We start from the raw sequence: 25,625 nt of genomic DNA, 5'->3' as shown, positions 1-25,625 counted from the left end.
CTTAACGGCGAACACTTCCCCACCTTGAAAAACGAACGCGCAGACTCACTCCTCGTATCCAGAAACCTCTGCGACTCACGCGAGCAGGCCAAACGCCTCATCCTCGCCGGAGAAGTTCTCGTGGGAACTACCGTCGTCTCCAAGCCTTCAACCAAGCTTCCCGTCGATGCGGAGATCACCATCAAGGAGAAGCCTAAATACGTTTCCCGTGGAGGTCTAAAACTAGAGGGGGCTCTCGACCACTTCCAGATCGACCCCACCGGCTACGTCTGCATGGACTGCGGCGCCTCAACTGGCGGCTTTACCGACTGCCTGCTCCAGCGTGGAGCCGTCAAGGTACATGCCATCGATGTCGGCACCAACCAGCTCGTCTGGAAGCTCAGAAACGATCCTAGGGTGATCGTGAAGGAAAAGTTCAATGCCCGCCACATGGTGCCCGAGGACATCGGCGAAAAGGTTGACCTCGCCGTGACCGACGTCTCCTTCATTTCCCTCACCAAAATCCTCCCCCCTCTCTTCTCCATCCTCAAGCCTGAGGCAAAAATCATCTGCCTCGTCAAACCTCAGTTCGAGCTGGAGCGCGACGAGATCGGTAAAGGCGGCATCGTCCGCGAGCCTGAGCTACACCAGAAAGCCGTCGACAAGATCCACCGCTTCGTCACCGAGGAGCTTGGCTACCAGTGGCTGGACCATACTGACTCACCCATCACCGGCACGGATGGAAACAAGGAATACCTTGCCTTGCTTTCGTTCTAACATAGTCTGCATGGTGACATGCAAATGAAACTCCTCCTACTTCCGCTCGCGATCTCATCTTTCGCCATCTCATGCACCTCCACCAAAGTAGACTACTTTGGCGAGACCCTGCAGGAATTTCCCAAGCCGACTTGGCGCGATGCCAAAGAGGTCAACAGGGTGAACAAGGGGCTTGCAGGCACCGTGACTTACCAGATCTACGATCACAAGGCGACAGCTTCTCTCAGCTGGAGAAAGTATGATGCGACAAAGGATGCCAACATCAAGGAATGGGTCGGCGATATGGGTACGCCACCACCAGCCTATGTTCTTGATAAGCTCACACTCTCTGTTGATGGGGCATCGATAGCTGTTCCTAAATCGAAATACCAATTCATCTGCTCTCAGTGGAAGCCTAACGGAGCTGGCAATACGCACTTCATCCAGAGAGACGGTCTTGGCTGCCTGCTGGTCACCGTGGGAGATGGCGGAGAAGCCTACTCAGTCGTCTACGTCTTTGATCCGGTCAAAAAGACTCTTGTCTACCACTCAGTTGAAGACGGCCCCTCAGTTGACAACCAGATCATCTATTAAACAAAAAAAAACGCATGATGATTCATCATGCGTTTTTCAAATTTTCTAAGGAATGATGCTAGGAAAGTTCATCTTCGATGAACTCCTCCACTAGGTCAGGCACCTCAGCGAGAGCATCCCAGAGATCCTCTTCGATCTCGTCAAGATAGTTGCTTTCTTGTTCCGTGTACTGGTCACGATCTTCCTTGCGTGTCTGGCACCACTGGCTGGCATTGATCAGGTCAACCATGCGCTCACATCCAATCATGTCGAATGATCGCAGGATGCGCGAGTAGTCCAGGCCGCTTTGCCAAAACTCGTGTAAACCTTCCCCTTCTTCGATGGCACGCACAGCGTCAACGGCATCCACGATAGCGCGTTCTTCCCTGTTGAGCGTTCTTTCTTCGCTGGCTTCCTCCAACTCTTCGAGCAGCTGCTCTACCTCTTCACTGAATTCTACTTTCTCGATCATTTTCCCCGTACTTAGCGAAGAATTTCCAAACTGCAACCCTGTTTGAGTCAAAATATTTGCACCCTCTTATCAGAAGGAAAATGCGAAGCTGAGCGCGTAATGCTCAGGCACCTTCAATATCAAAATGATAGTCGTGGCCAAGTGACGCCTTAGACTCTGCGGCGCCGGATGATAAGCCCCAAACCAGCAAGGCCGATCATCATGCTAATAGAAGTTTCAGGTACCAAAACGACTTCCGCACCATCTATTTTCACATCACTAAAATGCATGTTTCCAGTACCGTCCCAACCGTATAGGCGCACTTCGATACTCTCCGTCACTCCATCCCACTCAGCACCTGTGAAGGTATCACTCCAGGTTTCCGTATTGCCACTTCCGGTACTTCCTGAACCAGGGGTTCCGAAAGGGGTGTCAATGCCGGCATCCAATTGATCGGCGGCACTGAAGCCTCCTCCACCAACAACGGCTAAGGTCGCAAATTTCTCTGGAGCGCCACTACCATTCCTGTAGGCGGTATACGAGATCGTGGCTCCATCAAGATTGAGCATATAACCCGATGCCGCCTGGATCGTGAAAGAAATGAATCGATTACCCGCCACCGCATCTCCCACAGTGGCTGACACAGAGCCACCCCAGTTCACTAGGTTCCAGTCGTTGCTGGCTGCACCTCCGGCGGTAGTCGAATTAAGAACGGAGGGTTCAAAGGCATTCAAGCCGACAAGAAGATCCAGATTCGCATCCTTCGTATCTACATCGGTGAGTTCAAAGGTATCTGGATCAAACAGAGAATCACCAGCCACACCAGAGAAGTCAAAATCTAGAATAAGGGCTGCTTGAGCCGAGGAGGCACAAACTAAGGATGCGATTAGACTGGTCAGCTTTTTCATTAGCTCCATAGGGGAATTCAACTAATACACTACACAACATATCCTTTATGTTCAACCACTAATGACCTCTCAATCTACAAATCTCCTTCCAATAAGCCTGAGCGAGTTTTTACTCTTCTACTCATGCTAGAAAACCAGTATGAACATGATGTTCATAGATGATGAAAAAATTGGATTTTCATAAAGCGACTCTTGGGGATCAAGTCACCAAGAGCCTGAAAAAGCTGATAAAGCAGGGAAAATGGCCTGATGGTCTCCCCGGTATCCATACCCTGGCTGAAGAGCTGGGGGTCAGTCGTCGACCAGTAGAAGACGCACTTAAAAATCTTGAGGCAGAAGGTTGGCTCACCAAAGCCGAGAGAGGAAAGCGCCGAAAAATCATTTCCAAGGTCGCGCACAAGCGACAGTCCCACATCATCATCTTCACTCCTCCCATAGAAATTCACAACAACCTCGACAAGGCGGTCATGCGCATGGTGGAAAACTACTTGCGGTCCCAGAATGTATTGATCACCCACATCCAAGTATCTCCCGGCAGTGACTGGACCAAGCGTAGACTCATTGATGCGATCCCCGAAGATGTCGATTTTACAGGCATTATCACCCACTATGTGCAGATCGCATTTATTCGGCAGCACCTCTCAGCGTCTCTTCCTATACTCGACTTTGGATTACTCGCCACTGAGGATCCTCTTGTTTCTCACATTTACTATGCTCAGTCAGATGTCATCGAATCGGTGTTCCGGGGCGCTTTGCGCAAAGGTATCGAAACTCCCTGCCTACTGAACTGGACTTTCCGCAAGCCTCTTAGGGAGAAACTCTCGAAAAGACTAAAGGTCATCTTTGCTGAGGAGGGAAAAAAGTTTAATCCCAAAGTACATTTCCCGGAGCTGTCGAGTAAAGATCTGGATGAACAACTCCAGTATCATCTCATCAACCACAAACCCTCGATCATCTTCACGATTCAAGCCCAGTTCTGGGCCAGAGTCATCAGCCACCCCTTTGTGAGAAGAAGTGGCATACCTGTATTCACTCTTATCGATGATCCTGTATTCACAGAATTCCCCCACTCACCAGCCGCGATCATCCTGAACATGGAAGATTTCAGAGACGCTGCCCGTGAATGGCTCAACGATATCCAAGCAGGAGAATGGCCATCATTCTCCCGCCCGGTGAGTTACAAACTGGCACTGAGCCAGCACGACTAAACTACTCCACCGTCACGCTCTTGGCCAGATTACGAGGCTGATCAATTTCACAGCCCTTCAGTCTAGCCACATGATAGGAGAATAGCTGGAGAGCTACTGTGGCGGTAATCGTAGCCGTATACTGAGGACTGGCTGGTATCTCAATCACCCAGTCACAGGCTGCACGTGCCTCTTCGTCTCCTGTAGTGATCACACCTAAGACTGGAGCTGATCTCGCTTTGGACTCAGCCACATTGCCCATGGTCTTGTCCTTCCCTGGACCATCATTGAGCAAGGCCACTACTGGCATCTCTTCATCTAACAGAGCAATTGGACCATGCTTCAGCTCAGCCGCATTGTAACCCTCAGCATGAATGTACGAAATCTCTTTGATCTTGAGAGCCCCTTCCAAAGCCACTGGATACATGTAGCCTCGGCCAATGTAGAACATACTTCTGTAGTTCACGAAGGACTCCGCCACTTTGGCAATAGCGTCGTTCTGCCCCAGGACTTGCTCCACAAGCTCAGGAACCTGCTCGATCTCACGAGCCATCTTCATCCCCTCCTCGCGAGAGAAACGGCGCGAACGTGCCAATTTAAGAGCCACCATCAGCAATACCGAGACCTGACAAGTAAATGCCTTCGTCGAAGCCACACTAATCTCAGGACCTGCGTGCAGATAGATACCCCGGCCCGTCTCGCGAGCAATCGTGGAACCTACGACATTGACCAAACCAGCCACCAAGGCTCCTTTGTCCTTAGCCTCACGCACTGCAGCCAAGGTATCGGCAGTCTCTCCAGATTGACTGATAGCGAGAACTATATCGCGGCTATTGACGATAGGATTCCTGTAGCGAAACTCCGCAGCCTGCTCCACCTCGGCTAGCATGCCTGCGAAATCCTCAACGGCGTACTCACCCACTAGGCCTGCATTCATGGATGTGCCGCAGCCCACGATAAGCAATCGGTGAAGATCCACCAGCTCACGAGCTGTTAGATTGAGACCAGAAAGGATGGCTGTCCCTCGGTCGTGATCAAGCCTGCCCCGAATCGCGTTACGGATAGCCTCTGGCTGCTCGAAGATTTCCTTCAGCATATAGTGCTCATAGCCGCTCTTCTCCGCAGCTCCCTCAGACCAGTCGATCTCCGCTCTTTCCCGCTGCACTTGTCGGCGGTCCAGCGTACTAATCTCCACCTTGCCTCCCTCCACGCGAGCGATGTCATTGTCGTCCAGATAGATAGCCTGTCGGGTATGGTTAATGATCGCAGAGGCATCAGATGCCACAATCGTCTCATCCTCACCCAGGCCAATTACGATCGGCGAACCTCGTCTCGCTACGATCAGCACTCCTGGCTCATCCACAGACTGGCAGCAAATACCAAAGGTACCGTGCACCTCCTTGAGGGCTTTGATCACGGCTTCTTGTAATCCAGTCTCTGGCGAATAATGAGAATCGATCAAATGACAAAGCACCTCTGTATCAGTCTCAGAGAGAAATTCTCTCCCTTCTCCTTGCAGACGCAACTTCAGACTGGCGTAGTTCTCAATGATCCCGTTATGCACCAGTGCGATTCGATTATTTGGCACACTATGCGGATGGGAGTTTACTGTAGAAGGCGGACCATGAGTCGCCCAGCGAGTATGAGCAATTCCTGTATGCGCATCCTTGTACTGGCTCATTCCCTCTGTGCCACCTAGTAACTCGGCTAAGTTATCGACCTTACCTTCTCTTTTAAAGATATCGATCTTGTCGCCGCGTGATATGGCGATTCCTGCAGAATCATATCCACGGTATTCGAGTTTCCTGAGACCATTGATTAACAAAGGCACCACTGCCTTGCTTCCTGAATATCCTACTATGCCACACATTATCTTACTCTCCTTCTAACAAATCTTTCTGAACCGTACCATTTGGTCTGGTACTCGTACCGGGACCTAACTTTCTGCCGGGATAAATAGCCGTGTGAATGCCTGTGTGCACACCGTCACCAATGATCGTGCCGAACTTACGGCGGCCAGTCTCCACCAAATCCCCTTGTACCATGGAGCGGTGATTCACACCGTCATGCCTGAGGTTTGAAGTTATCGTACCAGCCCCCAAATTTGTCTGGTGACCAATCACAGAATCTCCCACGTAACTGAGATGACCAATCGAAGTCTCGTGACCAATCAGTGAGTTCTTGATCTCCACCGCCTGTCCGACATGGACTCCATCACCGATGGTCGTATTTCCTCGGATATAGCAGTTAGGCCCAATCTTACAGTGCTCACCAATGATGACATTTCCCTCAATAAATACACCCGGAAGAATACGTGTACCGGCTCCGACAGAGATGACTCCCTCAATATGAGCAGCTGGGCTCACCTCACCAACTCGATGATCCTCCACTAAGGCTCCGACCACCTGCTCATTCACAGTGATCAGGTGCCAAGGGTAGCGAATTAGCAAGGACTTCTCGGAACTTTCCAAAGTCTGCGTAGCCTTCTCCGTACCTATCCAAGCCAACTCATCTCCGCCCCTGGAAACAAGCACGGTGCCTTCAGCCTCTTGACTAAGGTTTGTCCAATCCTCGGCACTCACCCAGGCATTGGCATAGAGATTGGCATTTGCCGGTGCCAAGGTGCTTTGTAAGACTTCAAGACTCGTCCCAGCGATGAATTGGTCAGGCTTTACGCCACCTACTGTCAGTGGCCACATGTTTCCCTGATCGTAGGGATCTAAAATATTCATCTTCTATGCTCCTATGGTTTGTTTCACGGCGCCGCAGATTTTCTCTGCCACTTGCTTGGCCAGGCCAGCATCCTGAGCCTCTACCAAGACCCGGATTTTTTTCTCCGTGCCTGAGTAGCGTACCAGGATTCTCCCTTTGTCGCCTAACAATTTCTCGGCATCATCTATACAAGCCTTCAGCTCAGGTACCTCCTCGATGGGAGGTTTCTCTTTCACCTTCAATCCATGTAGCCCTTGTGGATACTCTTCCATACAGGCAGCCAATTCAGCAAGGGGCTTCCCACTGGACTTCATGATACCCAGCACATGCAGAGCACTCATGATGCCATCCCCAGTCGTTGCACTGTCAGCAAAGATGATGTGTCCTGAATTCTCCCCGCCTAGACTGAAGCCCTTCTCTCGCATCCTCTCGATTACCAAGCGATCACCTACACCGGTTGTCTCCAGCTTGATACCCTGTTTATCCAGGCCGTCACGCAATCCAAGATTACTCATCACCGTAGCCACGAGTGTGTCTTGCTTCAGCTTACCAGCCTGCTTGAGAGCAATCGCACAAAGGCAAAGCACACGGTCTCCCGACACGATTTCTCCATTCGCATCGATAAAAATAACGCGGTCAGCATCGCCATCAAAACAGACTCCCAGATCGGCGCCATTCTCTACGACTAAAGCCGCAGTCTTCTCCGGATACAATGCGCCACAATCTGCATTGATGTTTCTACCATCTGGAGAAACGTTGCACTTGATCACCTCAGCTCCAAGCTCTTCGAAAATCAGTGGGCCTACAAAGTAGGACGCTCCATGGGCACAATCGACGACAATCTTTAGTCCCTTCAGTGAACGAGATCCAATCGCATTCTTGGCAAACTCGATATAGCGACCTGTAGCATCATCAATACGATACGCTTTCCCAAGTTGCTTGTCTGCACCTGCATCATCCAGCCTCTCTGCAAGAATCAGCTTCTCAATTTCTTCTTCCAGTTCGTCATTCAGCTTATAACCATCAGGCCCAAAGATCTTGATTCCATTGTCTTGAAACGGGTTGTGTGAGGCCGTCAGCATGATACCTGCATCACACGCCATGGATTGAGTCAAATGGGCGACAGCTGGTGTTGGTAGTGGCCCAGTAAGTAAGACCCTTGCGCCTTCAGAAACCAGCCCTGACGTCAAAGCTGTCTCCAGCATATAACCAGAAAGTCTCGTATCCTTGCCAATCACGACCTTCTTCTTTTCTCCAGATCCATTGGAGAGCACTCTGGCAACAGCTCGCCCCACCCTCAGAGCAACCTCTGGAGTGATTGGCCACTCATTGGCTTCCCCCCTAATTCCATCAGTTCCAAATAATTTCTTCATACTACAATTGAGCAAATTCTGGGCTCCTCATAACTAAGGAGCAATGTATTGTAACGCATTTTTTCTCTATTTTACGAATATTAATCACCAACTAACAAGAACCACCTGTAGGACACAACTAATTAACACACAGAGATTAGATGACTTATGAGAATGGAAAAACAGCGAAAAATACAAGTATTACCCCCAAATTACTAATATCACCCCCTGCGAATTTCCCCTGGAGTCTTGCCAGTGAGGCGTTTCACGAAACGGCACAAATGATCAGGCCCTGAAAATCCGCATATTTCGGATAACTCAGACAAAGTCTCTGTGCTGTTTCTCAAGATCTCCACAATTTGATAGCAGCGAACTCGCTCAAGCTCTTGCTTGGGGCTTCTTCCCAAAGTCGCCTGAAACTTTTGTCTTAGCCCCTCCCGGGATACTCCAGCCTTACGGCAAAGCTCTTCCACGGTGATATTAGTCTGGAGAGGACTCGTACGGATATACTCGAGCGCCGCAGTCACTACAGGATCAGGCAGGATCACATAACGTGTCGACTCACGGGCAACCACGGTTCCTGGAGCTACCTTCAGTGTGTAATCATCGGAGACTTCCTCACCCTCCATGAGTTTGTAGAGCAATTCAGCTGCAGCATAGCCTATCTTTCTACCCGGGTAGGGAATACTTGTTAGTGGAGGATACGTGGTATGGCAAAAAACAACATCATTGGAGACGCCAATGATCGCCATTTGCTCGGGACACTTGATTCCTAAGGACTTCATCACACGAATGGCTGAAACCCCTGCAATGTCATCCTTACTGAGAAGACCACAAGGTCTAGGCAAATCTTTGAGTGCCTGAAGGCATTTCATCACCTGCTTTGGCCGCGTCTTTATCGGAAATGAAGATGCGGGAACATCAATCCTGTAAAAATTCAACCCATTAGAAACTACCTGTTCCTCAAAGGCCTCCATGCGTTCTTTGGAATATTGTCTGTTAGACTCGTGAACGTAGGCAAAATCTCTCAGACCCAACGATTGAAGATGATCGAATCCAGCTCTGCCCACCGCCTGGTTATCTACAATAACCCGTGGTATCTCCGGAGCAGCTCCTGGATATTCCGTACTCAGGTTGATAACTTTGATACCGGCTTTCTTCCAGGCTCTCGCTTCCTCCTTAGAATAGCGGTATACAAGTAAGCCATCTCCTTTCCACGATTTATCGATAGGGTCGTGAGGCAAGTCACCACCACTGGGCTGATCAAAGTGTAATTCGATCGAAACACCTGTGCGTTGGAAATCCACCAGACCTTCGAACAAGCGATAGGCGTACCCTGACAGCCAGTCCGGTAATCTGACACCAACTTTGTATCGATGGGAAGTCTCTGGGAGCATGATCGTACACTAACTCTCAACTTGCCACTTTGACAATATTTTTTGCACTGAAGCCATTGATTCAAATCATCTCACTAACCTATAATCATCACGCTCAAACACAGAACATCATGCTCATCACACTGCAATAAACCTAACATAAGGCCACTGTTCACCCTGCCTTATATCTCTTTGTGTTACATGCGTGAGTTGTCCGGTCTAGGCCGGGCAACTCCTTGTAACCCAGAATCACAACCACTTCTGGAGGAATCTCTGCTCAACGGTCACTCTCCCTATTAAATGACCTCATTCTTCCTCCTCTAGTGTCAACAAATGGAATCTCGGATCAGGTCAGAAACTCATTCCTTCGGATCTGATGTCCAAAACCAGAAACACACAACATGAACCATCGTCAGCTTAGATGGGTTCTCACACTAGGAGTTTCTTCCATCCTCACAGGAAGCCTGCTCGCCGTGGAGCCCTTTGAAATGATTATTATCCCGGACAGCCAACGCTACGCACAAGTCATCAACCACGGAGGGCCAGACCTATTTAAAATGCAGACCACGTGGATTAAGAACAACGTGGCTAATGAGAATATCGCCTTCGTTACCCATGTTGGTGATGTCATTCAGGACAACTCATCACTCTGGAGCTATGCCGATCAAGTCATCGATGAATTGGATGGAACCGTCCCCTACAGCATTACCTTTGGTAACCATGACGGTGGCGCTCCTGGCCCGTTTGGCTCCAGTCGCTACCAAAATTACTCGTGGTATCTCGGGGCAAGCTCAGACAGTCTGGCACACGCGCAAACCTTCAGTGCTGGCGGAATCGACTTCCTGCATATCAATCTACCGCATAATCCGAAGAGTACTCACCTGACCTGGGCTCTGGGAATCATGTCGGCTCATTCGAGCAAGCCCACCATCATCTCCACCCACGGCTATATGGCGGACAACTCCTCGGGCAGGAGTTCAATCGGCCAAAACATCTGGAACACCCTGATCGATCCTAACCCCCAGGTCTTCATGACCTGCAATGGTCATGACTGGGTGTCTCGGCACGAAGTAGACACCACCTCCAATGGTCGCAAGATTCTCCAAATCCAGAGTAACTGGCAGCAGAGTATCAATGGCGGCAATTCATTCCTCCAGAAAGTCATCTTTGATCCAGATAACAGCCAGATCCGCGTCAAAACATACTCCCCGTTCCTGGAGATGTTTCAGACCGACTACTCAGGCGAGTTCGCTTACTCGGCCACCTTCAACACAAACAGTATCACGATTGGTAATGAACTTGGAGCCACCAATAGACAATGGAATGGTGGCGGATCTAACAACAACTGGCAAACCGCCGCCAACTGGGGCGGCACAGCCCCCTCTGCTGGTGACGTCCTCAAGTTTTTCGGCTCTACCAGAAAAGCATCCGTGAATGACTTTCCTGCTGGGACCAGCTTCGCTGGGATTGTCTTCAGGCCTGGCACCTTCTCAAACGGTTATGAGTTCACGGGGAACGCTATCTCACTGACTGGTGACGTCGTGAACATGGCGACTTACGGTCCCAATACACCACGCAGTGGCCCAGCATTCCGACTGCCCATCGAAATCATCGGCGACAGACAATTTAATACAGGTGACTGGGACATGGTGATCGACTCTGTTATCAGTGGTTCGGGATCCCTCACCAAGACTCATGGACGGGACTACTTCCGCGGCTCCTATGATGGTGGCGTAAACATCGGCGACCTCTACTTCACCAAAGTGAATACCTATACGGGTAACACCCGCGTCAGTGGAGGTGCACTGATTCTGGAAAATACAGGTAGCCAGAACCTCATGCCTGCCTCGCCTGAAATTCTGGTGGATTACAACGCCGTGCTCAGAGTGGTAGGTCTACAAAACGGCACCCTCTCTCTCGCCAATGGGCAGACCCTGCGTGGTTCGGGAAAAGTATCAGGGAAGACTGAGTGCCCCACAGGGTCACACATCGCACCGGGTCACGACTCCACTACGGGAACATTGAACTTGTTAGACAACCTCAGTATGCAATCAGGCTCAGAACTGGAAATTCGTATTGGGGGAAATTCCAGCGGCGAGTATGACGCCCTGTCAGTGACAGGTTCCGTAGCACTGAATAATGCTACTCTGGATCTCACGAATAGCGCGAGCTACACTCCGCAAACAGGTGATGAATTTGTGATACTAGAAAACGATGCTTCTGATGCGATCTCGGGAACCTTGCTCAGCGGAATCGGCTCAGACCTGGCCTCGGGCACCTCTTTAAGCGAAGGCAAGATCCTCAGTACTGACTTCCTTGGCAGCGGCCTCTCGGCACAAATCACTTACTTGGGAGGCGACGGGAACGATGTCAGCATCAAGATCCTCCCGGCTCCGGGTGCTCCTGTCTTTGACAGCGACAGCATTCAGGCAACAGGTGCTCAGACAAATCTGAACTACTATGCTACTCTGGCCGGAAGCGCTCTCGATGGAGATGGCGACACATTAATCTATTCCAAGTTAAGTGGCCCAACCTGGCTGACAATCTCTCCAGGCGGCACTCTTTCAGGAACGCCAGCCAATGGTGATCTAGGAAGCAATCAATGGACTGTTCAAGTAAGTGACGGCAATGGAGGCACGGATACTGCCGTACTAGAAATTGAAGTCACTGCCCGCAAACTCGTCGGACTCTGGGAATTCGATGACCCATTTGACCTCACCAAGGCTACTATAGGCCCCGATCTACAGCTCAACGGTTATCAAGATATTGTCGCAGGAGTCAGCGCTGGTGATGGAGCGGTAAAAATATCCCAAGGAAGTCACTACAATCTCGCTCACGGAATCCCGGCCAATGGCGGAGGCAGTTCTGTGAACGAGTACACCTTGGTCTTTGATGTGAGCTATCCATCCAGCAGCCAGAACAGCTGGATGTGTTTCTTCCAGACTGATCCTAACAACAGTAATGACGGTGATTGTTTCATCCGTAGTTCCAATGCAACCATAGGCGTATCGGCGACAGGCTACAGCTCATGGTCGCTAGCGCCTGACACCTGGACAAGGATTGTAGTCTCTGTCGATAATGGCACCTCCTACAAAATTTATGCGGACGGAGCTCAAATACTCAACGGCAGCGCCCAGAGTATCGATGGCAGATTTGCGCTCTCCTCTACCCTCCTACTATTTGCCGACGAAAATGGTGAAGATGCCCCGATCAACATCAGCTCCGTCAGACTCTACAATACAGCCCTGAGCGCCACTGAAGTAGCCGCATTGGGCAATGCCTACTCTGTAGATTCTGATGATGACGGCATCGCCGATGACGCCGACGCAGACGATGACAATGACGGCATGCCTGATGAATGGGAGAACACCTACTCGTTCTCCACCACCACAGACAATCGTAACACGGATACCGATGCCGATGGATTCACAGACTACCACGAGTATGTCGCAGGAACAGACCCTACATCTCGGAACTCCGTCCCAGTATTCATGATCGAGTCCCCCTCCGGCTCTAGCTTAGCCAGTCTGAAGTTTCCCACTCAGAGCAACCGCTTCTACACGATCGAGTATAGTGACACCCTAGCACCCGGTAGCTGGACAGCACTGAAGCCCATATTCGCAGGTAGCGGCGTCGATCATGAGACAAGCACTTCTGCGACTCCTGAGAAGCGCTTCTACCGACTTAAAATCGACACCCCGTAAAAGAAGCCATGAGCAGGGATTCCCCCCACCCTGCTTGCTGCAGGAATGCCCCTCGCTTAGCGACGCCTTCTCAGCAACAGGAATCCAAGACCTGAGAGACTCAGGAATACTGATGAGGGCTCCGGAACAGCTGCCGTCTCAATCACCAAAGTCGGTGTAGCAAAAGCGAGCCCTGTCAGCCCTACGTTAGGTGCAGTCAGCAAGAATCCATCATTATCATCTCCATTCTGCCAGGATTCTACATAAGCTTGCAGAGGTGCAGAGCTGTACTCAAAAATGCCCTCTACATCAGGATTACTTGTGTCCGTCGTATTGCCAAATACGTTGTAGTGATTGTCTATAACTCCTAGCTCATCACCTGTTCCATGCGCAATTTCTGAGGACGGTCTCCCCTGATTCCAGAGAGGATAAGCCGAGCCCTCGTCGTCCCAATTGGACCCTACATCATAGAGCTTTAGTGCGATGTTATCCGTCCGGTTATTAAGGCGCCCCACCTGCGGAATGTACATCGTTACGGAGACAATATCGGCAGCATCCACGCCAGCCAGCGCGGATGTATCAAAACGGAAATACCACTGAGTGCGCAGTTCTACTTGGTTCCCATCACTTCTAGTCCTGACGGATCCCTCATAGTCTCCAGTATACCAGCTGTCTCCTGGAGCCGTAGGGGCGGTGCTACCGCCTGTGGTATCCGTAGAACCTGCCGTAATGGAGTCAGTGAGAGTATCCAGAGTGATCGTAGCCGCAGAAGCGTGGGTGAATATGAGTACCGAGACGGCTCCAAACATCAGTGTATTCTTCATGAGTTGAGTGATAGAGTTATTTAAGGGTTTCCCTATGGAGACAGAGTGATACCGCCCCATGACATGATATGCTTCGCCACCCATTTCAGTGACTGGGACACTTGAGTCATTTTTTTTCACATTTGATATAAATCCCCTCGACAGCATGTACCTCATTCCATAACCGAAAATAAGATGGACCGACCAGACACCCGCCATAGCTTGATCATGCGCGCCTGCGATGTAGGTGACGCGGACGCGTGGCAGGAACTCGTCCAGCAATACCAACGCTTCATTTATTATGTGCTTGGAGAAATCGGAATCGATCACGCTGACCTGGATGATGTCTCCCAGCAGGTCCTCGTCCACTTGACTCGGGATCTCGCCAGCTATGATAAAAACAAGGGCTCCTTCAGAGGCTGGTTGAGCGCCGTGATTCGCAATACCGCACTCAGCCATCTCAGAAAGTCCAAGCGTAGAAGTATCCGCCTCCAAAAGTTTGGACATGAGCTACAGATAGACGAAGCTGATGCTATGGCTCCAGAAATCGATGCACTGATCGAAGAGGAATGGACGACGTATATCGCGAACCTAGCCATGGAAAGAGTACGTGCCACCTTCCAAGGACAAGCTGTCAAAGTCTTCGAGCTCGGTCTGGACGGACTTTCTGCAGAGCAAATTGCAGAACAGACAGATCTCACCGTCCAGTCAGTCTACACCCTGCGCAAACGCGTCAAAAAACGGCTTTACCTGGAAATTAGAGCCCTAACCGCCGATCTAGAACCATGAGCGACGAACCTGTTCCCTATCAACCAGACCGTCGCCTAGGCCGCGCCTATGCGGAGGCCAATCTCCTTGATCCAGCAGGGATGGAGGGGATCTGCCCGGACTTTGAAGAGCTACGCCGCATCCAGGAGCGCTACGTGGACGACACACTCCTGGGTACTGGATCACTCAAGCAGGTATGGAAATGCTGGGATGCCAGAGCCATGCGCTGGATAGCGATGGCCCGTCTACGGGAAGATCGCGGTGCTGAGTATTATGACCTTTTCGTACACGAGGCTCGCATCATCTCATCGCTCAACCATCCAAATATCATCAAGGTATACAATCTGGGTGCAGATAGTTTGGGTCGGCCTTTTTTCACCATGGACCTTAAGGGTGACAGCACATTGGCTGACTTTGTCCATCCCCTTGGCCCGGGTCAGCGGCGTGAGCTCTTGGCGATCTTTCTCACCATCTGTGAAGCCATCGCCCATGCTCATGAACGTGGGGTACTCCATCTCGATCTAAAGCCGGAAAATATCCAAGTCGACCGCTTGGGCGAAGTCCTTGTATGCGACTGGGGTCTAGCCAAACGAACCGAAGAGGCCACCATAGACGATGAGCCCACCTACCCGGGCCAGACCGAATCCATCGGCAACCTCACCTTAATGGGAGAAATTCGTGGCACGCCAGGCTACATGGCCCCTGAGCAAGTCACTCCGGGAGCTAGACAAGACAAACGAACCGATGTTTTTGCCCTAGGTTGTATCCTTCACTACATCCTTACAGGAAAACCGCCTATCATCTCTAACTCCAAGGAAGAGCTCATAGAGAAAACGCGAACAGCCGAATTTACGCATCCTAGTAAGCAATTTCCTCAGTGTAACATCCCAGAGAGTTTATCGGCTGTCATTTTGAAAGCCTGCGCTGCGGATCCCGGCGAGCGATACCACTCTGCAGCCGAGCTAAGTTCTGATATGCGCAAGCACCTCACCGGCTATGCCACTCAGGCCGAGGATCCCAGCTTCCTCAGGGCTGCGCGCTTCTTTATCATGCGTCACCGCCTACCAGTGGTCATTTCCATGACCTCGCTGCTAGCGATCGGAGGTATTTCTGCCTGGCTTCTGAATGATCTCCAACAAGAACGTCAGAGGGTAGCTTCTGAAAAACAACGCGCTGAGGTTGAACGCCAAAAAGCAGCCGACTACGCTTCCGAGGCCAGCATGCTCGACTCACTCTACCAGAAAGAAGTCCAAACCCGCGAAAGCTCTCGTCGTCAGCTAGCCAGTAAACTTGCCCGCTCGGCAAACAGCCTCAAGAACTTGGGTATCTTCAAATCTCCCGTACGCACCGTAAGCGAGGTTGAGGAACTGGCTCAGCTTGCCTTACAGCTCAACCCCGAAGATAACATCGCACGAGCTGAGGTAGTTTCCATGCGCTGTCTTCAACTCAACTTTAAAGGTGTTCTTGAGGTCGAAGGCATAGAGCATACCCAGTCCAACTTCACCTTGAGTCTTTTCGAACTAGCCAAAAAATTTCCAGGCTACGCCTTCTCTAACAGTCGCCGCCCCACAACGGAACAACTCACTGACTACATCAGAGCCGCTGGGGAAATGAAGCCTGATTTAACGGCGCACATAGAACGGACTCTCTATTACGACCATGTAGCTCGTGAGAACGGCCTTCCCTACCCCGCTTTTATCGCATTTCTGGAAGTGGTAAACCGTCATCCAAAAACTTTCTCCTCTGAGTACGAGCCCAAAACGAAAAAGCTGACCATCCAGTCGTCGGAGAACATCGTCACCATAAACTTAGCTAGAGGCGGAGGTTCAGGTGAGAGTCTGTTCCGATTTATCAAAGTAAACGAACTCGTCCTCCAATGCCAGGGCCGGTATGACCTTCACGATCTTGACGGACAATCCATGGAGACCATTAACGTCAGTGGCTGCTCAACACTACACCTCAACAAGACCGTTCCCCTACCAAACTTAAAGAAGATCATCATTCGAGAAGGCCAGATCAGCCCCGAACGCCTCCAGCAGTTCATCCGCTCCCAGCATCAGTGGGAAATCATCATTGTTAAGGAATAAACTTTTTTAATTCATAATCAGCTTAAGGGTACCTATGTTGGATAATCTTAACCTAATTTCCCATTTCGAGTAATAACTCATCCAAGGCCCACGAGTTAAAAATAATCATATGAACCAGCCAGCTCCAGCCGACAGCCCGAAGCCAGACACCATGAAGCAAGTCTGGCGCTGGGCCATTGCGCTGCCCGTTCTAGCGTTGCTGTTTCAGTACGTGGCAGTTGCCCCCATTGGCACCAGCATGTTCCTCTCAGGACTAGCCATCATGGGCATGCTGCTGTTAGCTACCTTACCAGCCATCATCGTGCTACCCTTCCTGCTACTGAATAAACGGCTCCGCAAGCCGGCCCTACGCTGGTGGTCCGTATGCATAGTATACACCGGACTCTTCATCGCCAGCGTCCTAATAGGAAACAAAATCCGAATGGCCGAGTTTGCAGCTCTGGCACAGCGCAGCGCCCCACTCGTCACCGCCATCGCAGACTACACGGCACAGCACGGCAGCCCGCCGGAGAACCTGCAGGAACTCGTACCACAGTATCTGGAGAAAGTCCCCCGCACAGGCATCATGGCCTACCCAGAATATAAGTACGAGGTAGCGCCCCAAGCCGAGCGCTACCATTCCAACCCCTGGGTACTCTACATCCCCTGCACCAGCGGCGGCCTGAACTGGGATGAATTCGTCTACCTACCCCAGCAGAACTATGAGGCCGAAATGAGCTACAACTACTACGAGCGTGTCCACGACTGGGGCTACCTGCATGAGTAAACTGCTCTCAGTCCACTTCCTACTGACACATCCCACGTCTTGTGCTAACTTAGCTGGTGAATTTTAACCCCAATGTCCGGGTGTGCAGTCGATGCTTTCTTCCATAGCTGCCGCGCCGGGACGCTTAGCATACGATGAAAATGTTACTCCTACCCGCTCTGGCGACACTCATCTTCTCCCTCGGGGCTCAGGCGCAACTGGCCAAGAACCCACACTGGCATAAGAGCGTCTCCTACACCCTGTCCAGCACCGTGAAGAACCCCTACAGCGAGTACGGTGAGGCTACCCTCTACGTGGAACTCTACGAACCCACCGATGCGGAACTAGAGAAGATAAAAAACCACAAGGGCCAGACTGTCGGCTACAAGCTGAAAGGACAAAAACTACCCTCCCGCTTTTGGAAAGGCGAAACCCTCATCCGCAAGTTCGAGCTCACCTGGGACGGCAAGAAGATCGATATCCCCGAACGCTTCTGGGCAGACCTCGCTGGCTTCCGCCTGCAGCAGTCGAGCCTCAAGCTAGAGGACGTACCAGACGACCAGAAACCTTACGCCAGAGGCTTCCTATCCCACCTGAACAAACCCAAAATCCACATCTCAGCCGATCGCGGAACCGTACTGATAGAGTGGACCCGCTCCGAGGAGTGCGATGGCCATTCCCGCCTGCACTGGGTCATCAGCAAGTCCGGCAAAGTCCTTCGCCACCGCACCATGGCTCCGCACAACTGATAAGCTCGCCACGCCCATGGTCGATGGGCATGAAAAGACACATTGTGCCACGAGCTTATAACCAATCTTCCCATACACACTCTGACTAAAAGAAGCGTCCTGAACTCACTTTGCCGAATGAGTCACTACCACCCTCACCAGTAATCTCCGCTTTTATCTTCAGATCCCGCTCATCCTTAAGAGCAGCAGGAATCTTGAAAGATTGGTCCCGGTTACTACCACCGACAAAGTAGTCACCTTCATACTGATGAACGAGGACCCCCTCCTTCCACAGACCCACTTTTCTGAGGTTGGCACCATGGGCTCCACGCTTGTATTCAAAACGCACGGCAGCAGCCCCCGCGAGCACATTCACTTCAAATGGATAGCGGCCATCTTTCAACAGGTCTGTATCCCAATGACCAATCTCATGGTTAATGGATTTGGAGAAAATATTCACCTTGTGAAGCGTGCCGTGAAAACCTCTCGGCAACTGATCTGCACCTATCTGACCTAATGGACAAACCATCTGGGTATTCACTGATGATACTAACTTACCATCGACATAGAGAGAGGTTTTCTTCTGCTCCCCCACAAAAGTCAGCGTCACTTTTTGATTCAGTGGCACTTCGTATGGAAAGACAATCACATCAGGATTATAGGAAGTCAGAGGATCAAAACCAGGAGCTTGGTTGGCACGTACACAGGCCACACCCCGCTTGGTTTCCACACCCTGCTTGGACTTAAACTCGTGCGTAAGATCAAGATAGAATGCTGCCAAAGAAGAGCTGACTAGCAGCTCGTCCCCGGCGATATCATTCTTCCGGGTGATGGTAAAACTCGCAATCCACGGATACTCAAGGTTCTGTGCCGCCGCATTCATGCTGATGCTGCTATTGCCAATCATTTCGCTCTGATTCTCTAGGCTCCAGACCATCTCTTCTTTTGTAGCATCGCGTGTGAGCAGGGTGACTGCGGGCGCTGCCGAGGATAAAGTGTCTGCATACTTCACGAACGCGTCATAGTTCTCAGCACCTTTCACACCCCACATTTTCTCACCGAAGGCCGCCATGGACGGAACTGTCAGACGAGCGATCTCATTCCAAGTATACCCCGTTGGCCCGTAGTCGTTCCATATATGCAGTTTAGCCCCTAACAAATTCTTTTCACCTTCCTCAAGGATACCTTCAGGCTTGTTCATGAACTTCAAGGGAGTCCAGTCATTATAGATACCCGGATTATGCACTCCATAATATGGCGCACCCGGCACAATGTAGGTATAGTTATGAGATGAGTTGATGATTTTGTAGCCGTCTTTGGTCTTGTTCTTGGCATCACCGGTGACCCACATATCAATGATCACATCTTTCTCTGGCTCAGTAGTACCGGGCATGTGCTCATAGCCAGACCAGATACGTACCGTCTTGCCGTGCTTCTCTTTGAGGTACTTGTTGAAATGGTTGATATACAAGCGGAAGTCTTCACCCAGGGCATCTCGCTCATTTTTGTCTTTAATCAGATTCAGACGATACTCGTCAGTGCCGATATGGAATTCTTTGCTATCAAACAAAGGAGCCACCTCATCGAACAACTTTTCCATGAATCTTCTGGGTTGCTCACCCCTGATATCCAAATAAGCCAGACCAAACCCAGCACGGTCGATATCAGGATGAGCTAGATCGGGGCGATAGACCGTGAAAGCTAGTGAATGCCCTGGACTATCAATCTCAGGAATAATCTCTACTCCATAGCCTTTGGCAAAATCCTGAATCTCTCTGATCTGCTCAAAGGTGTAATGGCCATCTTTGGACGCTAATCCCGGATATACCTTACTCTCCAGTCGATAGCCTGGATAGCGTCCCCATGAGTTATCATTCAAATGAAGCTGAAGCTGGTTGAACTTCATCCACCCCATCAGACGCACCCAGTCCTTCAGGTCCTCGAACTCCAGATGCTTTCGCCCTACATCGATCATAAGAGATCTCACTTGATAAACGGGCTTATCCTGAATGATACCTTTCGGAATGTTTCCCTGATAAGAATGAACGAGCTGGAGTACAGTTCTTGATCCATAGAATAGACCTGCGTAGCTGCTCGCTTCCACCAGCACACCATCACCAATGGTTACTCGGTAGCTTTCTTCTCCCGCAATCCCCTTATCCCATTTGAAATGGACGCCACCCTTGGCCGTCTCAGGTACACCAACTTGGTCCCCCCATACACCCTCTCCCTCAAGCACGGATACCAAAAGCTGCATAGAACCTGAATCAGACAACGACCAACGCATCTCTCCAAGTTTCAGTGCACCTTGAGCTGGCTTCCAGCTACTCACAGCGGGCACTACTTCCAGGTTCTGGGAGTAACCCGCACTCACGCCACATACACTAACTAGTGACATCAATAGACAATATATTCTTTTCATAAATTTACCTTACATTCTCGATTCAAAATCATCCTGTATTCAGAGAAAATGCCGCTGCCAGGCAACCAGTGCCCGACAGCGGCTACACGCAATGAGTCCTCAACTACTCAACTATACTCATAAATAAATGATCGATGTTAATGGTATCCTGACCACCGTTACCTACTGTGCGATCAGTATCCCTTACGCGTATGTACACGGTTCCAGTGACACCTGCTGGGAGAGGTGCGATCTGGGCCGTATTGTCATCCGCAGTCTTGGTCACCGTAATAAGGTCGGTGAAGTTAAGGCCGTCAGTGGAATAGGAGAACACAAAGTCATCTCCTTCATTATTGGCGCTGTGATGCGCCTCAACATTCAGCTCAACAAGGATCCCGCCGGCTCCAATATCAAAGCTCCAAGTATGCTCCAGACTCGATACTCGAGTAGATGGCTTTCCGGACGTCTTTGCCTCCTGAAGGACTTCGTAGACATTGTTGGATGTCTGCGTATCGGCCATAGAACCAGAAATAACCTGTCCATCAATCATCGTCTCAGCATTACTCGTGGCGATCGTAGTAGCTACAGGAGGATTGTTAGAAGCTGGAGCCACACCCAGCCAAGCTGCTGAATGAGTAGACACCTCCGCGGCACTCAATGCACTATTGTAAGCTGCAAAGGCGTGAATACCCGTTGATGCATCACTACGGAGATTCGTCGCACCTAGTGTGATAGACGCTGTATTCAGGGCTGGAATCTGAGATACGGTTCCTACAAATACCCCATCCACATAGACTCTGGTCTGGGTATTCACACTATCCACGACATAGACGATGTGATGTACCGCGCCGTACGGCGAAGCTACAGATTGCCCACTCTCAGCGGTCAACTGGTAGTCAGCCACGCCGTATCGGGTCATCCCGAGCTTGCCACTGTTACTCCACTGCTCGAAACGAAGGCTCCATCCGTTGCCGTCCAACAAGTGAACTGCAGACTGGCCGAAATCCTCAGCTTCGACGATGAACTCATAGCTAGCATCTCCACTGATGGAAGACATATCGACCGTATCCGTGGCATTCCCTGCAAGAGGGGTTGTACGCTTAAGGATAAACGATGCACCCTGGTGTACAGCCTCTTCCCAGGCTTGGACTCCTGTCACAGCGCTCTCATCGACATCAGTTACGTTCACTGTGATGGTAGCCGTGTCTGACAAAGATCCAGTATCAGTCACCTCCACAGTAAGCGTATAGCTATTGAGGACTTCATAGTTCAAAGTACTTGCTACGGTGATTTCGCCAGTGCTACTATTAATCGCAAAAGCGCCATTAGTATTTCCTGCTGTAATTGCATAACTCAACACGTCCCCGGCATCCGGATCGGTAGCACTCAAGGTAATCACAGAAGTGCCCGCTGCACTATTCTCCGCAATGCTAGCACTCTCATCTGAAAGACTCGGAGCAAAATTTATCTCGTTAATATCTACAGTCATTGTAGCAGAGCTGCTCAGGCCGCTACCGTCGTTTACCGCTACGGAGAGCACATATTGACTTCCACCACTCAGGGTTCCTGCCACGGTGATTTCACCAGTGCTAGAATTGATAGAGAAGGCCCCTCCTGTATTTCCGGAGGTAATGCTGTAGTTTAATCCTACTGCCCAGATGTTTTTACCAGCAACAGAGGCCACGCTGGCACCCACACTTGCATTCTCATCCACAGCATAAGTCCCACCCTTGAGTGAAAACGGAAGCAACTCTGACTCAGGCATGGCCCGGTTATAGATCACCACATCATCCATCTCTATTGGGCCTGAACCTATCGCATTCATAGGAAGGCTTCCTCCAGTCACAGCGACGCTGCTCTGAAATACCCCATTCTCATAGACCTTGAACACTCCGTCATCCATGACTGCACTTAGGTAAACCCAAGTCCCCGGTGGAGAAGTATAGCCTGTTGACCAATCTGCATGACCAAAGCGTGTATAACCAACTCTGTGAGTATTATAATACTGCTCCAGGCGCATCTGATAACTGCTGCTCGCCATAAGAGCACTGGCGGTTGCTGAACCTGTACGCTTCACCCAGCCAGACCAGGTCCACTCACCAGAGTAGTCATTGCGACCAAGGGTGATCGCACCATTGGCGACTGATACCGCGCTACCACGTTTACCCGATGTCCAAGTCACAGCGGGATTCAGCGCACCATCAATACCATAAGGAACTCCATCTCCTGCTGTGGTACCGTTGCCTTCATCAAAGGCCCACTTGGCAACCACATTACTGTAGTAAATCTCCAGATTGTTATTGGGAATCAGCTGCCTTGTGAAACCAGGCCCCTCCCAAGCTACCGCAAAATGGTCACCTCCTCCACCTTCTACATGAAGAGCCATGAGGTAATATTTCTTACCAGCTTCAAGTGTAATCGTGGCAGACTTCTGAGCTGGATTTGCATCCCAGGCGTACGCACTAGTCCAGGAAGGTAAGTTTGCAATCTGCACCGCATCTTCAGGAGACTCGCTGGTACTTAACCAAAGCTCACCCACATCATCTCCAGACACCCAGAAGGTGTAATCACCTGTAGTATCAGGCACAAGATAGGCCTGCATACGTGAGCCATAGTTGTTAGCCACATTGGCTGGAATCTCGGCATGATCAATCACTTGACCTACCGTCGGCATATGCGGGAAGGATGCATGATCAGTTAGGCCAGACATGGTTGCACTGCTCGTTGCAAACCTTTCATAGTAAACGCCTTTGCTTACTATCGTGACCTGATACTGTCGCTCATCTGTATCACCCTCGTTATTGGATACGCGTACAGTGACGCTGTATACTCCTTCACCAGGAGCTTCTCCAGTCAAGCGGCCTTCAGAGCTCACATTGATCCAAGTATCTCCACTGAGTTTGCTATAGGTGATTCCCGTACCATCACCATCCCAAACATCTCCCGCCACATTGTGGTCAAAAACCATGGGTTTGTAGTGTTGGATCTGCCCGGTGGCATCAGCGAGGAATTTCGTGGGGCCGGCAGCATCTACCAGGGCACCGATCTCTGCGACTGTTAACGCCTTTGAATAGAGGCGGAAGTCATCCAAGCAGACTTTCTCGGCCCCAAATGTTCCCAATCGCATGGGCATGCGACCCGTAAAGAGGTAAGGCGCATCAGCCGGGAAGGCACTTGTTTGCTTAGCCACTTCTGTTCCGTTCACATAAAGACGGATTTCATTCAAGGCACGATCAAAGACCACCGAAGTATGATACCATTTACCTGCTTCAAAGTTATAGCTGCCGCTAACAGTACGAATTGACTCAGTTCCTTTGAAAGGACGGTAATACATCACCAGAGCATTACCTGTGGCCTGGAGTCCCCAGCCGCATTTTTGCTCTGCATGCCACCACTTGGTGAAAATCCAAGGAGCTCCTGACAGTGTGTAGCCATTACCGAAATTATAGTCGTCTACACGGAAGAAAGTAGATGCGGTGAAGTCCCCATCCATAACATCGTAGAAGCCACTGTGATTATTGTGTGTAGAGTCAAAGGGAGTAGCCCCTCTATCATCGATAGAAGCTACTGGAAGTACACTCCCATTGCCTACCACAACCCCACTCCAGTCAGCATTCTCCTCATTGTTATCATTCTCCCAGCCCCAGACACGGATTCCCTTACCCAGAGGTGAGTCGACTGCATGAGTTGCAAAATTGGCTCCATTGAGGTCACCAGCTAAACCAACTCCACTTGAATCAGAGACAGCTGTGCCACTTGTTTCGTCGAACGCATAGTGAAGCATCAGACCATTGTTCACCACTTCGATGTGCACAATCTCACGCGCTTTCAACTGCATGGTGGAGTCATCTTGCACGGTATAGACGATCATGTCCTTCCCTACAAAATTCGTAGCGGGCGTGTAGCGTAGCGTTCCATTAGGATTCAGGGTTACACTACCACCATTGGCTGTGGTAGTTGTGTGGCTGAAAATTGTAAGCGTATCACCATTGGAGTCCCAGTCATTGGCTAACACATCGATATCAGTGGGTGTATTCTGCACCACTCTGGCTACATCCGTATGCGTATGTGGATGCAAAGGATCACTATAACCTGCTGCAATAGTGAGGTCCCCTTCATCGATAGATTCCGCACGCTTTGCCAACATCACATCGACACTGTAGGCCTCGTGCAAGGGCCTATTACCCCCCATCGTATCGTATGCATACGGAAGGTGATACACACCCCAGTTATGCCCTGTCTCATGATAGAGGGCTCCAGCAGCCATGGAGTTCTCGTCCTTTCCGACTTGGTTTCCCCAGGCATAATAGCCCTCGGTAGCCCACACCATATCCCAGTTGGTACTAAGCAAAGGCTCGGACTTCCATTCCGTATTCATCTCTGACAGCCCTGGTGTTGTGGAGCTAGCGTAGAACTGCTCACTACGGATGACGATGTGAGGAAGGACGACGCGCGTGAGGCAATCACGAGTCATCATCATATCGTAGACCAACATATCGAGCTCATACTTGGCCAAGATGTCATCCACGTTGCCCAATAGATTATTATACGAATGGTTCGTTACATCGATGGCTTGTTCTACCTCCACTAGATCGCCGTACGAAATCCCCGTACCAGAGACGCCGGTAGGCACTTTGGGACCGGCCAAAGAAACCGATGAATTCGCATTCCGCGGAGGAGCCACTGACTGGGACGGCATTGGATCCGCAGCAACTGGAGCAATGAGCTGAGCACTAACCTGTTCATTGATCCAAGCCGATCTCCCCTTGCCTTTGCTCAAGTCAAAAAACTGGGCACTGATCACATCGCTTTCATTGATAGAAGCACAGACCAAAGTATTTGGATCCTCCTCAACAGTACCTCTGTAGGTTCTTACTTCAGGCACTGTGGGCAGCGTGGAATAGCCACTGGTTTGATCCCAGACTCTCACTGCGAAGTTTGCACCACGTATGGAACGGCGGTGTAGATTCAGAGTCTTTTGGACTCCATTGACCGTTACCGTTAACTTCAAAGAGTCGGGTAAAGGCGTGGCAGCAGCTTCCTGAGGGAAAGCCATGACTCCCAGTGAGACAGCACTCAGCGTGCCCCACCTTAATAAGCCACATAAGCTTAGTTT

At 50.6% G+C, this 25,625-nt stretch carries 17 protein-coding genes; 8 read left to right on the top strand and 9 right to left on the bottom strand.

The window, feature by feature from the left end; translation table 11 throughout:
• Window positions 1-24: 24 nt before the first annotated feature.
• Both BUB27_RS15630 and BUB27_RS15625 read left to right on the top strand, forming a co-directional pair.
• Entirely contained in the window at window positions 25-756 is a 732-nt protein-coding gene (locus BUB27_RS15630) for a TlyA family RNA methyltransferase (RefSeq protein ID WP_143184796.1), read from the top strand.
• 24 nt (window positions 757-780) lie between these two features.
• Entirely contained in the window at window positions 781-1,329 is a 549-nt protein-coding gene (locus tag BUB27_RS15625; protein WP_159435004.1) for a hypothetical protein, read from the top strand.
• A 58-nt stretch (window positions 1,330-1,387) separates the two neighbouring features.
• Here BUB27_RS15625 and BUB27_RS15620 read toward each other — a convergent pair whose 3' ends face one another.
• Both BUB27_RS15620 and BUB27_RS15615 read right to left on the bottom strand, forming a co-directional pair.
• Complete coding sequence (locus tag BUB27_RS15620; RefSeq protein ID WP_143184794.1) at window positions 1,388-1,780, bottom strand: DMP19 family protein; 393 nt, start codon at window positions 1,778-1,780, stop codon at window positions 1,388-1,390.
• A gap of 149 nt (window positions 1,781-1,929) precedes the next feature.
• Window positions 1,930-2,667, bottom strand: coding sequence for a hypothetical protein (locus tag BUB27_RS15615; RefSeq protein WP_143184793.1), 738 nt, complete (start codon window positions 2,665-2,667; stop codon window positions 1,930-1,932).
• A gap of 158 nt (window positions 2,668-2,825) precedes the next feature.
• On the opposite strand from BUB27_RS15615, the gene BUB27_RS15610 reads away from it, so the two are divergent.
• On the top strand, window positions 2,826-3,875 hold the full coding sequence (locus tag BUB27_RS15610) for a winged helix-turn-helix domain-containing protein (RefSeq protein WP_143184792.1): 1,050 nt from the start codon (window positions 2,826-2,828) through the stop codon (window positions 3,873-3,875).
• A 1-nt stretch (window position 3,876) separates the two neighbouring features.
• Here BUB27_RS15610 and glmS read toward each other — a convergent pair whose 3' ends face one another.
• The 4 genes from glmS to BUB27_RS15590 all read right to left on the bottom strand — a co-directional run bounded on the left by glmS (window position 3,877) and on the right by BUB27_RS15590 (window position 9,315).
• Window positions 3,877-5,724, bottom strand: coding sequence for a glutamine--fructose-6-phosphate transaminase (isomerizing) (glmS, locus tag BUB27_RS15605; protein ID WP_143184791.1), 1,848 nt, complete (start codon window positions 5,722-5,724; stop codon window positions 3,877-3,879).
• 4 nt (window positions 5,725-5,728) lie between these two features.
• Window positions 5,729-6,586: a hypothetical protein gene (locus BUB27_RS15600; protein ID WP_143184790.1), complete on the bottom strand. Its 858-nt coding sequence runs from the start codon at window positions 6,584-6,586 to the stop codon at window positions 5,729-5,731.
• 3 nt (window positions 6,587-6,589) lie between these two features.
• Window positions 6,590-7,939, bottom strand: a complete 1,350-nt coding sequence (glmM, locus tag BUB27_RS15595; RefSeq protein WP_143184789.1) for a phosphoglucosamine mutase — start codon at window positions 7,937-7,939, stop codon at window positions 6,590-6,592.
• A gap of 200 nt (window positions 7,940-8,139) precedes the next feature.
• Window positions 8,140-9,315: a XylR family transcriptional regulator gene (locus BUB27_RS15590; RefSeq protein WP_143184788.1), complete on the bottom strand. Its 1,176-nt coding sequence runs from the start codon at window positions 9,313-9,315 to the stop codon at window positions 8,140-8,142.
• 380 nt (window positions 9,316-9,695) lie between these two features.
• Between BUB27_RS15590 and BUB27_RS15585 the strand changes: the two genes are divergently transcribed.
• Window positions 9,696-12,998 carry an Ig-like domain-containing protein gene (locus BUB27_RS15585; RefSeq protein WP_143184787.1) on the top strand — a complete coding sequence of 1,101 codons (3,303 nt, stop codon included), beginning with the start codon at window positions 9,696-9,698 and terminating at the stop codon, window positions 12,996-12,998.
• Between the two features lie 56 nt (window positions 12,999-13,054).
• On the opposite strand, the gene BUB27_RS15580 is transcribed toward BUB27_RS15585, so the two are convergent.
• The gene (locus BUB27_RS15580) at window positions 13,055-13,801 is read right to left on the bottom strand and encodes a PEP-CTERM sorting domain-containing protein (protein WP_159435003.1); all 747 of its coding nucleotides are present in this window, start codon (window positions 13,799-13,801) and stop codon (window positions 13,055-13,057) included.
• A 174-nt stretch (window positions 13,802-13,975) separates the two neighbouring features.
• On the opposite strand from BUB27_RS15580, the gene BUB27_RS15575 reads away from it, so the two are divergent.
• From BUB27_RS15575 to BUB27_RS15560, 4 genes are all read left to right on the top strand, one after another.
• The gene (locus BUB27_RS15575; RefSeq protein WP_143184785.1) at window positions 13,976-14,569 is read left to right on the top strand and encodes an RNA polymerase sigma factor; all 594 of its coding nucleotides are present in this window, start codon (window positions 13,976-13,978) and stop codon (window positions 14,567-14,569) included.
• The gene (locus tag BUB27_RS15570; protein WP_143184784.1) at window positions 14,566-16,635 is read left to right on the top strand and encodes a serine/threonine protein kinase; all 2,070 of its coding nucleotides are present in this window, start codon (window positions 14,566-14,568) and stop codon (window positions 16,633-16,635) included. Before BUB27_RS15575 ends, BUB27_RS15570 begins: the two co-directional genes overlap by 4 nt.
• A 109-nt stretch (window positions 16,636-16,744) precedes the next feature.
• Window positions 16,745-17,401 carry a hypothetical protein gene (locus BUB27_RS15565; protein ID WP_143184783.1) on the top strand — a complete coding sequence of 219 codons (657 nt, stop codon included), beginning with the start codon at window positions 16,745-16,747 and terminating at the stop codon, window positions 17,399-17,401.
• Between the two features lie 134 nt (window positions 17,402-17,535).
• On the top strand, window positions 17,536-18,129 hold the full coding sequence (locus tag BUB27_RS15560; RefSeq protein ID WP_143184782.1) for a hypothetical protein: 594 nt from the start codon (window positions 17,536-17,538) through the stop codon (window positions 18,127-18,129).
• Window positions 18,130-18,214: 85 nt separating this feature from the next.
• Here BUB27_RS15560 and BUB27_RS15555 read toward each other — a convergent pair whose 3' ends face one another.
• Window positions 18,215-20,506, bottom strand: coding sequence for a beta-N-acetylhexosaminidase (locus BUB27_RS15555; RefSeq protein WP_159435002.1), 2,292 nt, complete (start codon window positions 20,504-20,506; stop codon window positions 18,215-18,217).
• A gap of 127 nt (window positions 20,507-20,633) precedes the next feature.
• The gene (locus BUB27_RS15550; RefSeq protein WP_159435001.1) at window positions 20,634-25,565 is read right to left on the bottom strand and encodes a cadherin domain-containing protein; all 4,932 of its coding nucleotides are present in this window, start codon (window positions 25,563-25,565) and stop codon (window positions 20,634-20,636) included.
• Between the last annotated feature and the right edge of the window lie 60 nt (window positions 25,566-25,625).

The organism is Rubritalea squalenifaciens DSM 18772, from assembly GCF_900141815.1.
Classification (GTDB): domain Bacteria; phylum Verrucomicrobiota; class Verrucomicrobiia; order Verrucomicrobiales; family Akkermansiaceae; genus Rubritalea; species Rubritalea squalenifaciens.
Note: the sequence above shows the minus strand (reverse complement) of the source record. Positions and strands in the feature narration are given on the sequence as shown.